Source organism: Kitasatospora sp. Root107 (genome assembly GCF_001424875.1).
Lineage (GTDB): Bacteria > Actinomycetota > Actinomycetes > Streptomycetales > Streptomycetaceae > Kitasatospora.
This window is the reverse complement of record NZ_LMCT01000032.1, coordinates 24,017-35,606: the sequence shown is the minus strand read 5'-3', so window position 1 is coordinate 35,606 and position 11,590 is coordinate 24,017. Positions and strand designations below refer to the sequence as shown.

5 protein-coding genes and 2 pseudogenes are annotated in these 11,590 nt (G+C 69.4%); 3 read left to right on the top strand and 4 right to left on the bottom strand.

Features of this window, described 5'->3' with window-relative positions:
• Positions 1–224: 224 nt before the first annotated feature.
• The 3 genes and pseudogenes from ASC99_RS25375 to ASC99_RS42255 form a co-directional block, all read right to left on the bottom strand.
• Positions 225–1,838: a peptide chain release factor 3 gene (locus ASC99_RS25375; RefSeq protein ID WP_057236143.1), complete on the bottom strand. Its 1,614-nt coding sequence runs from the start codon at positions 1,836–1,838 to the stop codon at positions 225–227.
• Positions 1,835–2,398 carry a hypothetical protein gene (locus ASC99_RS41150; RefSeq protein WP_057236140.1) on the bottom strand — a complete coding sequence of 188 codons (564 nt, stop codon included), beginning with the start codon at positions 2,396–2,398 and terminating at the stop codon, positions 1,835–1,837. Before ASC99_RS41150 ends, ASC99_RS25375 begins: the two co-directional genes overlap by 4 nt.
• Before the next feature lie 46 nt (positions 2,399–2,444).
• Positions 2,445–2,519, bottom strand: a pseudogene (locus tag ASC99_RS42255) (hypothetical protein); the annotation flags it as partial.
• 635 nt (positions 2,520–3,154) lie between these two features.
• Here ASC99_RS42255 and ASC99_RS25365 point away from each other — a divergent pair.
• A complete protein-coding gene (locus ASC99_RS25365; protein ID WP_369825169.1) occupies positions 3,155–4,099 on the top strand; it encodes a glycosyltransferase family 4 protein in 945 nt (314 codons plus the stop codon).
• Between the two features lie 1,359 nt (positions 4,100–5,458).
• On the opposite strand, the gene ASC99_RS25355 is transcribed toward ASC99_RS25365, so the two are convergent.
• A complete protein-coding gene (locus ASC99_RS25355) occupies positions 5,459–7,927 on the bottom strand; it encodes an Ig-like domain-containing protein (protein ID WP_057236130.1) in 2,469 nt (822 codons plus the stop codon).
• Positions 7,928–8,365: 438 nt separating this feature from the next.
• On the opposite strand from ASC99_RS25355, the pseudogene ASC99_RS42250 reads away from it, so the two are divergent.
• Together ASC99_RS42250 and ASC99_RS25350 are read left to right on the top strand one after the other, a co-directional pair.
• Positions 8,366–8,808: pseudogene (locus ASC99_RS42250) on the top strand (LysR family transcriptional regulator).
• A 430-nt stretch (positions 8,809–9,238) separates the two neighbouring features.
• Positions 9,239–11,536, top strand: coding sequence for a hypothetical protein (locus ASC99_RS25350; protein WP_235583136.1), 2,298 nt, complete (start codon positions 9,239–9,241; stop codon positions 11,534–11,536).
• The last annotated feature ends 54 nt before the right edge of the window (positions 11,537–11,590 follow it).

The following is an 11,590-nucleotide window of genomic DNA, read 5'->3' as shown; positions in this document are numbered from 1 at the left end:
GGTGGTGGCGTCCGACGGCCTCGAGCAGCGCGGTGCGGGCCTGGCGCCACCCGACGTCCTCGGCGCGGCCGGCGTCGGCGGCCCAACCGAGTAGCGGTCGGCCTTCGGTTGCCGTGATGAGCGCGCGGCCCAGCTCGCCGATCGACTGCTGCCCGACGGCCAACTGCCCGAGCAGGCCGCGCAGCAGCTCGTCGACGGCGGCCGCCGGGCCGAGAGGTCGGCGATCAGTCCGCCGTGGCGATCAGCGGCTGGAGCAGGATGTCGGGTTGGGCGCGCTGGAAGGCGTTCAGCTGCCACTTGTCGGCGAACAAGGCCAGCAGCACGTCATCCGAGCGGCGGGTGAGCACCTCGCCGTTGATCAGGCGGGCTTTGCCCAGGGCAGCGGCGCCGTCGGCGTCAGTGATCCGGGCCAAGCGGTAGGGGAGCTGGTCGAGGGCGATTGGGGAAGAAAACTCGTGCTCCATCCGGTGCAGGATCACATCGAACTGCATCGGGCCGACCGCAGCCATGACCGGCGCCTGGTCGCCACGCCGGTCGGAGACCAGCACCTGGATCACGCCTTCCTCATCGAGTTGGGCGACGCCCTTGCGGAACTGCTTGGACCGGCTGATGTCCTTGGGCCGTGCCACCGCGAAGTACTCGGGGGCGAAGGCGGGCAGCGGGGGAAACTCGGTGTTCTTGCCGGTGAAGAGAGTGTCGCCGACCCGCAGCGCGCTCGCGTTGATCAGGCCGACCACATCGCCGGGGTATGCGGTGTCGACCACGGTGCGCTCGGCTCCGAAGACGGTGTGCGCGTACTTGGTTGCGAACGAGCGGCCGCTGGCCGCCCGGGTGACGTGCATGCCGCGCTCGAAGACGCCGGAGCAGACCCGGACGAAGGCGATCCGGTCGCGATGGGCCGGGTCCATGTTCGCCTGGATCTTGAACACCAGGCCGGAGAACTCCTCGCCGACCTCGCGGCTGCCGCCCGTGGCCAGCGGACGGGGCCCGGGAGCCGGAGCGAGGTCGACCACGGCGTCCAGCAGGAGCTTCACACCGATGTTGGTCAGCGCGGCGCCGAAGAAGACCGGGCTGACCTTGCCGGCCTCGAAGGCCTCCTGGTCGTAGCCGGGGCCGGACGAGAGCACCAGCTCCAGCTCCTCCAGCGCGGTCGTCCAGGCTTCGCCCTCCTGCTCGGCGGCCTGCTCGGAGGTGAGCTGCTCCTCGAGGGCGGCGTGCGTGCCGGCTGGCACCTTGGTATAGCGCAGCATCTGCTCGGTGTTCCCCGCTTTGACCAGGCCGCGCAGGTTGCCCGCGCTGCCCACCGGCCAGACGACCGGGACGGGGGTGATCCCGAGGTGCGTCTCGATGTCCTCGAGCAGGGTGAGTGCATCCTGGCCGCGCCGGTCCCACTTGTTGATGAAGGTGATCACGGGGACGCCGCGATGGCGGCAGACCGCGAAAAGCTTGCGGGTCTGCTCCTCCAGGCCCTTGGCCGCGTCGACCAGCATGATCGCGCAGTCGACGGCGGCCAGCACCCGGTAGGTGTCCTCGGAGAAGTCGGCGTGGCCGGGGGTGTCGACCAGGTTCATCACGTGGCCGCGATAGCCGAACTGCAATGCGGCCGAGGTCACCGAGATACCGCGCTCGCGTTCCAGTTCCATCCAGTCGCTGGTCACGCCGCGTCGGTCACCCTTGGCGTGCACCGCACCGGCAGAAGTGATCGCCCGCGCGTGCAGCGCCAGCGCCTCGGTGAGCGTGGACTTGCCCGCGTCCGGATGGCTGATCACAGCGAAGGTCCGTCGGCGGCCGGCCTCATGAAGGACCTGCGGGACGGGGATTGACTGTACGGTGCTCACGTGTTTCCTCGGGTACGCATCGGCAGCAGGCCGGGTGACGCCTCTCCGTACCTGGTGAGCCGGGGATCAGGTCCGCAGGCCCAGGAAGCGATAATAGGCTGTCGGGCGGCGTGGCCCCGAAATTCCCGTCCTCTGGGGTAGAGGCTGATCCAGGCTCGGCTGGCCTCGGTCTTGGGCTGGCCGAAGGCCAGGCCGTTGTTGTTGACGGCGGCGAGCGTCCAGCGGACGAAGAGCTGGCGGTCCATGAGGTGGACGTCCTCCCAGTGCAGGGCCAGGACCTCGCCGCGACGCTTGCCGGTACCGAGGATGACCTCGAACAGGTCGGTGACCTGGTCGGCGTACTCGTCGGCGTTGTGCCGCAGGAACGTCGCGGCCTCCTCCGGGGTCCAGCGGGTGCGCTCGGCGGCTCGGGGCTTGGGCGGGACGGAGTGCTTGGCCGGGTTGTAGCGCAGCCGCCAGGAGGAGACGGCGTCGTTCAGCGCGTTGCGCAGCGTGGACGCGGCCTTGTAGGACGGTGACCCGGCCGCGCCCGGCCTCCAGCTGGGCGGCGATCCACTCATCTACGTGATAGGGACGAAGGTCCAGCAGGCGGATGTAGCCGAACGCCGGGATCAGGTCGCGCTCGACCCACGCCACGTACCCGGCGTAGGTGTTCGGCGACAGGTGCGCCTTCCTCAGCATCAGCCACTCGCGCAGGTAACTCGCCACCGTGATCCGGCGGTTCTCGTACACCCCGCGCAGCTCACCGTCCAACACCGCCCGCATCTCCCGCAACGCCTCCGCATGGCTGGCGAAACCGCCCCGGCGGCCGATCCGACGCCGGCCCTCGTCCTTCGCGAGATCCATCGCGTACGTCCACGTCCCGTGCCTCGGATCCCCGGCCAGCAGGGGCACCCCGGACCCAGCTGCTTCCGGTTACCGTCCGAACAACCACACCGCCGGTACACCCAGCCACGCTGCGCACGCTGTCCCATGAGCTTCTCCTTCTTGAACTCGGTCAGCTTGAGGGGTCGTCTTCCCGTGGGAGAAAGCGCACACAGGCGACACCCGCCCGCTGCCCGTCCCCCGGAAGGTGGCGACCCGGTGAGTACCGACACCGCCCGCCGAGTGCTCCTCGTCCTCGCCTCCTGGACTCCCGACGCACCCGCCGGCATCGAACGCGCCACCGCCGCCCTCGCCATCGGCCTCGCGCAGGCCGGACACCATCCGGTCATCGCCACCGCCGCCCCGCAGCTCACCGGACCCGGCCTGCCCGGAGTGAGCGTCGAACGCCTCCGCCTGACGGGCCTCACCTTCCCCTGCGACGACGAGACCCTGTGCCGTGCCGTCACCCGGCAGGACAACGCCCTCACCGAGCAGATCCGCGGGTTGACCATCCGGCACCGGATCGACACGGTGCTGTTCACCGACGCTCTGTGGGGACTCGGACGCCTTCGCGGCGACCTGCCCGCCCACACCCGCCGGGTGCTGGCCGCCCACGTTCCCCCCGCCAAACTGGACGCTGGCCCGGCCCTCGCACGCGCGGGCCCCGTCATCGTCCCTTCGACCGTCGTCTCCGAGCAGCTGACCGACTGGGGACCGCTCAACGTGGCCGTCGTACCCAACGCCCTGCTCCCCGACCCTGGCGTGACGCCGCCCGACGCCGAGCGGCGCGAGGAGCTGCGCCGTCACGGCCCGGTGCGCGTCCTGGCCCGGCTTGGGCCGGAGAAGGGCGTCGCCGAACTCCTCGAAGCTGTCACCGGCTTGGGCCGGAGAAGGGCGTCGCCGAACTCCTCGAAGCTGTCACCGGCTGGGACCGGCCGCTGGAGGTGGCGCTCGCCGCCGCCGGGTTCGAGGACGCGACGGGTTCCCAGGCCGCGCTACTGGACCGCTGCCGCTCCCTGGCCGCCTGTCACCCGAACGTGCGGCTGCGCGGCGCGCTCGCCTGGAACGAGGTGCTGCCGTGGCTCGCCGGTGCCGCCGCCGTGATCGTCCCCAGCCACAAGGAGACCTTCGGCCTGGTCGCGCTGGAGGCGATGAGCGTCGGCACTCCCGTCGTCGCCTACCGGGTCGGCAACCTGCCCGCGCTCATCGAGCCGACCGACCACGCCGAACACCTGCTCGTGCCCCTCGACGCTGGCCCCGAAGCCCTCCACAAGACGGCACAGACCCTGCTGGAAGATGACATACTGTATGCCGCGACTACACAGACCGTGTACCGGCGAGCGGCCGACTTCACGCCCCACCGGATCGCCAACCTCTTCCTGGAGGCGGTCTCGTGATGCCCGGAACCACGTCAACCCCCGCACCTCTGCTGCTCGTTGACGGCTTCAATGTCCTGTGGGCCGGCACCTTCGGCTTCCCCGCCGCCATCATGTCCCGCGACAAGACCCGCGAGCTGACCGGCCTGTTCGCCTTCTTCGCCCTACTGCGCGCCACCATCCGCGACGACCTCGACGTGAGTCCGCCCGAGGTCCTGGTCGTCTTCGACGGCGAGCACGGCACCGCAGAGCGCGTAACGGCCGACTCGGACTACAAGGCCAACCGGGAAGCGACACCCGAAGCACCGGCCGCACTCGGCACACCCCTACCGACACCAACGTCCCACCGGCCTGGCTGTGCCCGGCCGAGGCGATCAACGACCTGTTCACCCCTGACGCTTGGCGGCAGCAACTGCTGCACCGCCGCGCCGAGATCAGCCGCCTTCTCGCAGCGCGCGGCATCGAACTCGCAGCATCGCCGCCCCTGTGGGCGCACTTCCTGGGCGCACCACCCAGCCCGGCCAACGAGCCCGAACGGCACTCCCTCTGGCAGAAGGCGGCCTCTCTCACTGAGGCTTGGCGAGCCATGCACGACATCCCTGATGGTGAGTCAGCCATCGGCAAGTACCCACCGTCCCGGGCAAACCCAGAAGACTGGGCCGACCTCGCGACCACCATCAGGATGTTGTCCCCGTACCAACGTGACGCCGATCCGTCTCGCTGGGTAAGCGCCATTCCCCGTCCTCCTGCGGGCAACGCCCAGGAGCGGTGCCTTTACGGACAGTTCGTCGCCGCCTGCGCCAACTGGCGTGGGCGCCACGCCATCAGCACCGTAGACCCCCTCGGTCCAGCCCCAGTCGAGCATGCGGCCCGGACAGAGTGGGAAGAGCTCACCGAGACGCTCCACTCGTACCTTGGAACCCGCCGGAGCGGCCACGCCCCGACCCCGGTCACCTCCAGGCCATCACGCCTGCCCGGAGTGACTGCACCTCAGGCCCACCAACGTCAGCGGCCGTACACGGGGCCCCGCTGATGGGAACCTCGGCACGTCGAGCCTCCCGAACCGTCCACGTACCGGCCCCACGAACCCGTTCCTGCTACTGAACTTGATTGGGTGTTATCGGTTAGCCGTCCAGGATCAGGTCGGTGCCGGTGAGGCGGCCGAGGACGGCTACCCGATGGACCTGCTCGTCGATACGGCTGCGGCGGTGGACATCGATGCCCGACTCCTCGAGCAAAGCTGCATCGTCACGGCCAACCGGCAGTTCGCCCAAGCCGACTGAGGCTGCACCGGAACAGCGTCGGCTTGCGCCGGTCGTGGTCCCCGGTCGCGGCGACCGGGGACCGCTCTTCAGCAGCCGGGTGAGGTACGTTTCCCGCTCAGGACACGGTCACCCCCACGCCGGGACTGGCGCTGCCCGCGAAGCCGCCGCCGGCGGTGTTCTGCAGCCAGACAGGCTGGCCGCTGCTGTGGCTGGCCTGCTGGTAGGCGCCGACCCAGGTGATCGACGTGGGGGTGAGAGCGGTGATCACGTGGGTGTCGTCGGTGGCCGTGGCATTGCCCATCCCGATCGTGTCGCCGACCTTGAGACCGGCGGTGCTGACCACCTTGCAGGTGGTGGCCGTGCTGGAGCAGGAGCTGGTCAGTGTGGTCTGGAACGGGGACGAGGCGGTGCCGGTGTCGTTGGACAGGTCCGGGGTGTAGACGGCGGTGACGGAATGCTGGCCCGAGCCCAGGGAGTTGGTCGTGTAGGAGGCGGTGCCGGTGGAGCCGAGCGCCACCGGGGTCCCCAGGTTGACACCGTTGTCCCGGAACTGGACGGTTCCCGTCGCGGCCCACGACCGGGTGGCCGCGCCGACGGTCGCGGTCAGCGTCACCGGCTGTCCCGCGGTGACGGTGGCGGGTGAGGCGGTGACGGTGGTGGTGGTCGGCGCGCACATCGGTGAGAGCTTGTTGAGCTCTGCGATGGTCGCGGACCAGCCGAACTCGTTGTTGTCGCTGACGTAGTAGTAGGTAGCGCCGTTGGGCATCATCGCGATCGTGATGCCTCCGTACCCCGACATGAACGGCACGCGCAGTCCGCAGCCGGGAACCTGGCCGGTCGTGGGGTAGGCCCACAGGCCGTTGCTGTAGCGGTAGCCGCCGGAGGCGGCCGTCCCGTCACCGTGACCGGTCAGGTCCGTGCTGACGGCGGCGACGCCGGTGTCGGTGCTGCTGCGCTGCATGGCGGCGAGCATCTGTCCGCGGTCCGCGAGCTGTGCCCCGCCGGCAGCACCGTTGTTCTGGAACAAGGTCGCGAGCTTGGCGATGTCGTCGACCGTCCAGAAGAGTCCGTGGGCGCCGAACGGGCGGCCGGTCGTCGGGGAGGCTCCGGGTGCGGAGGCGTTGTCGGTGCGCTCCGTGGTCAGGGTGCCGGCGGTGAGGTGGAGAGGCGTGTAGACCTCGTCGCGCATGAGGTTGAACAGGTCGGCGCTCGGTCCGCGCTGCGACTGCAGGTATCCGGTCTCGGCCTGTGCCAGCAGGAAGTGGTCGACGCTGTGGTAGGCCCAGGTGTAGCCCTGTTCGCCCGTGTGGTGGGCGTAACCCAGTGCGTAGCCCATCTTCCCGGTCGTCGCGGTCCCGTAGGGCTCAGCGTTGAGGAAGTTGGTCGTGTTGGCGCCGTTCTCGTCGCTCTCGTAGAGCTCCGAGTTGAAGTTCCCGGTGGCCATGTCGGCGGCGTTGTTGAACGTGACCGGCGCGGAGTTCCAGTTGCCGCTGGACGCCATTTCGGGGATGTAAGCCTTGAGGGTGAGGTTCGGAACACCGGATCCGAAGTCCTGCACCAGTCTGGCCATCGACAGTCCGGCGAACGCCGACTTGGCCGTGGAGTAGGAGGGAAGGCGCATGTCCTTGCAGAAGGCGTAGGTGCCGTAGCGGGTCTGGCAGCCCCTGTTCGCAGACGTGCCGTCCGCCACGTAGTTCACGCCGTTGTAGACCACTCCGTAGGCGGTTCTCGCCGAGGCTGTGATGCCGCTGCCGAAGGTGGCGAGATTGAGCCCCGCCCCCGGATAGTCGGTGGCGAGGGCGGACAGCGGCTTGGTCGGCATGCGGTTTCCGACCTCTGCCGCCTCGGCGTTCTCCAGTGCGACGGCGTTGGTCACGGTGTGCGCGTTGTAGGTTGCGGAGAGCTGGCCCCACATGTCGAACTGGTGCAGCGCGCACGTCTCAGCCGTCACCTGGTAGGCGACGTTCGAGACCGAGGTCGCGTTGTACAGGAAGCTGAGCTCGCCGTTGTGGGCGCAGTTCTGGTTGCGGTCGACGAGCGCGAACGGCAGGGATGCCCGGGAGAACGTCCCGGCTGTGCCCGTGTCACCGTTCTCCGACCACGCGCGCCCCGGCCCCACGATGAGGTTGTACGTCGAGCCCGATTGCGTGTCGCCGGTGATCGTCAGACCCTGGACCGCTGGGATCAGGTAGCTGCCGTTCTGGACGATGTCGAGGCTGATCGGCGGCAGGTGCTTGCCGCAGCCGGTGCAGCTCTTGATGCTCTTGAACCCTCCGCTGCCGGCGGGGTTGGCGAGGGTGAGGGTGCCCTCGAAGGTGAACTGCGGCGGCGCGGCAGCGGCAGGCAGGGCGAAGGCGGCATCGTCGACCGGGGCGCTGGGGTTCTGGGGGGTCGTCAGCTGACTGTAGGGCAGCAGGGTGCGCGAGACGGCGCCGTTCCCGGTCAGCGGGTCACCGGGTACCGGGTTGGCGGTAGCCGCTGCCGCGGGCAGCGGGGCGATCAGGGCGGTGGCCGCCAGCGCTGCCACGCTGAGCAGCAGGAGCGAGCGACGCCAGCGGCTGCGGTCGGCTGATCTTCGGTGCATGGTTCCTCCTTGGGTGGGGGGTCTGGGGAGTCGGGTGCGAACAGGGGCAGGTGGGTGCGGAGTAGCGATGGCGGGTGGCGTCGTGGTTGCTCCTGTGCGCCTTGGTCGTTCCGTGGGTCGCCGAGCGGGCCGAGGCCGCGCACGACGTCGCCGCCGCATGGCCTGGAAGGGCGGGCGGGAACGGGAGTGTTACGTCGCGCAGGCGCTTTCGCCCGGTGTTGAGGCTGACGGTGCCGTGGTCGCCAACCGGGAAGGTCGAGCGTCGAGGAGGAAGGTGACGAACTGCTCGCCTTGCCCTTCCTCAGCCGGCCGGCATCGCTCGGGGCAGTGGGTGGATGAGGTCGGCGGCGGCCACCGCGCTCTGGCTGGCCGACGCGGCATCCCGTTCCTTTTCGCTCCCACGGCAGACCGAGGCAGCAGACAACGGGGTCAATCCGAGTGTCGGGGAAACGTCGCAGGTCGGGATGGGGGCGGAGCGCAGGGACATGGAGGGCTCCAGGAGGGTCCAGCTGCTCGTCGGCCGGGGCCACGGCGCTGCTGTGGGGGTTGCGGGTATTTTGCTGGCCGCTCACCGTGCCGTCCAATGCCAATGTGTGCACCGGCGCCTGCCTTGGAGGCATAGGTGGAGGTCAGGCACTGCGTTACTTCATCGCGGTCTACGACCATGGCTCCACGACGAAGGCAGCCGAGGCGCTCTTCGTGGCCCAGCCGTCGCTTCACGACAGATCAGGCGGCTGGAGGGCCAGCTGGGTCTGCGGCTGTTCGAACATGTCGGCGGCCGACTGCGAATGAGTCCAGCCGGGCGTCAGTTCCCGGCGATTGGGCGGGACCTGACGGTCCGCCGCAAGCGGCCCAGGACGCGGCCGCAGCACTCGGCATGAACCAATAACCACCAACAGTCGCTGTTCGCACCACCTGCTGCCGGGCTCCCCACGTGACGGGCCGAGGTGCTGGAGAGTGCTCGTGAGTAGCTGGCTCGGACGGCGGAGCCCTGGGCGCGGGTAGGTGTAAAGCCCCTGGCCGGACGCTTCTCACCACAAGATCGTCTGCTGAACCAGAGGCTTCACGTTGGTCACCTCTACTGCCAACGTCCCATGCCGCACCGCGGAGTTCCTCGCCCGGCTGCTGGCTGCCCGCCGGCGGCGGTTGCGCACCCTGTGACCGCTGACCCCCGGCGGCCGCCGGCCCGGCCGACCTGACCCCGGCCGATGCCTTCGAGGCCTGCTGTCGAAGCCCAATTGGTCTTCGACGGCAGCACCGCGCGTCGCCAGAATCCGGGCACCACCCTTGCTTCCCCCACAGGAGTTCACCGTGTCCCTCTTGTACGCCCGGCGCCGCTGTGCCGTGTTGATCCTTCTCGTACTGGCCCTAACCCTCGTGCCGTTCTCGCCGCTGGCGGCGAGACCCGCATACGCCGCGACCGCCGTACCCGGTGATCCGCTCACCGGCAGTGGCGCCGTGACCAGGTCGGTGCTGACCGCCGCCGACCTGACCAGCGGCGCGGCTACCCGCACCGTCACCGGCGACGCCTTCGCGCTGCCCGCGGCAGCCGCCACCCCGACGAACACCTTGTCGGGCACTCTGACGCTCAACGGCGTCGCCACCGCAGGCGGCTTCAGCGCCGTCAAGGACACCTACAACTACGCGGCCACCGCCGCGCTCAAGCACCTGCCGCCGGTGAGCATCGATCTCGTGCAGACCGGCAGCCACGTCATCCCTGCCGTCCGCGGCCTGCAGATCACCGGGAGCGCGTACTGGAACCTGATCGTCGAGGGCGGCCGCGCCTGGAACGAGAACGGCGACGGCGGACGCACCCGCGTCTCGCTGCCCTTCGCGCTGGTCGAGCGCAACGCCAACTGCGTGCACAACGGCCTGCTGACCTTCCTCTTCGACGGCAGCACGACCTCCCAGGTCCGCTACCAGATCGTGCACGAGACGTGCGAGTACTTCCAGTTCGACATGTGGGGCCAGGTCGGCGCGACCTACTCCCGGCACACCGTGACCGGTGGCACCGATCTGGCGAACGCGTACGCCGCCGAGGTCGCCAACCGCATCCCGACCAGGCCGATCAGCGCGCTGAGCACCGACTACCCGAACGCCGGCATCGACACCAGCGCGTTCGGCAGCGGCATCACCCCCTCGGCGCTGAGTACGTACGGCGTGTCCTACGGCGGGGTGAACTACGTCAGCGGGTGCCAGACCCGGCAGGGCGCGTACCCGTACTGCAACCAGATGGTGCTGCCGTCGTACTCGCTGGCCAAGACGATGTTCGCCGGCATCGTTCTGATGCGGCTGACACAGGTCTACGGCTCGTCCGTGCCGACGCAGCTGATCCGCGACAGGGTCAGCGAGGCGAACACCTCCGCCTGGACCGGCGTCACGTTCCAGGACACCGCGAACATGGCCACCGGCAACTACTCCTCCAGCGCCTTCGAGTCCGACGAGGCCGGCAGCGGCATGGCGGCGTTCTTCGGCGCCGAGGCGTACGGGCCGAAGATGACCGCCGCGCTGGCCTTCCCGAACTCCGCCACGCCCGGCACGCAGTGGGCCTACCACTCCTCCGACACCTTCGTGCTGACCCGGGCGATGCAGAACTACCTGGTGTCCAAGGCCGGCGCCGGCAGCGACATCTACCGCTGGATCCGCGACCAGGTGCTGGTCCCGCTGCACCTGAGCCCGGACGTGCTGACCACCGTGCGCACCGACAACAGCGCCACCGGGCAGCCGTTGGGCGGGTACGGCCTGTTCTACACGCAGGACGACATCGCCAAGGTCAGCCGATTCATGAACGCCGACGGCGGGAAGATCGGCGGCGTGCAGATGCTCAACCCGACGCTGCTCGCCGACGCGATGCAGAAGAACCCGGCGAACCGCGGCATCACCACGAGCGCCGACACGACCGGCAAGACCTACCAGTACCAGAACGGCCTGTGGGCCCGGCAGTTCACCTCGGCGGACAACCCGGTGTTCACCAGCCCGGTGTACGTGCCGTTCATGTCCGGCTTCGGCGGCATCACCGCGGCGATGCTGCCCAACGGCGCCACGTACTACGCCTTCAGCGACAACAACGAGTTCAACTGGTCGGCGGCGGCCGCGCAGGCGTACAAGCTGCCCGCCACCGGCGGAGGCGGCGGGACGTGCACGGCTGGCCAGCTGCTCGGCAACGGCGGCTTCGAGACCGGGACGGCGTCGCCGTGGACGACGGGCGACAAAGTCGTCTCCAGGAACACGCTGAAAGCGCCGCACAGCGGCACCTGGTTCGCCTGGATCGACGGCTTCGGCACCACACACACCGACACGCTCGCGCAGAAGGTGACGATCCCGGCCAACTGCACCCACGCCAACCTGGCCTTCTACCTGCACATCGACACCGCGGAGACGCAAGCCGTCGCCTACGACACGATGACCGCCGCCGTGCTGGACTCCTCCGGCACCGCGCATCCGCTGGCCACCTGGTCCAACACCAACGCCGCGCCCGGCTTCACCCTGCGCACCTTCGACCTGTCGGCGTACGCCGGGCAGAGCGTCACGCTGCGCTTCTCCGGGACGGAGGACTCCTCGCTCCAGACGTCGTTCGTCATCGACGACGCGTCGCTGAGCACCATCTGAGCACCCGCTCGCGTACCTGCTGAGCCGCCGGCGCGGCCCCCGCTGTCACAGGGG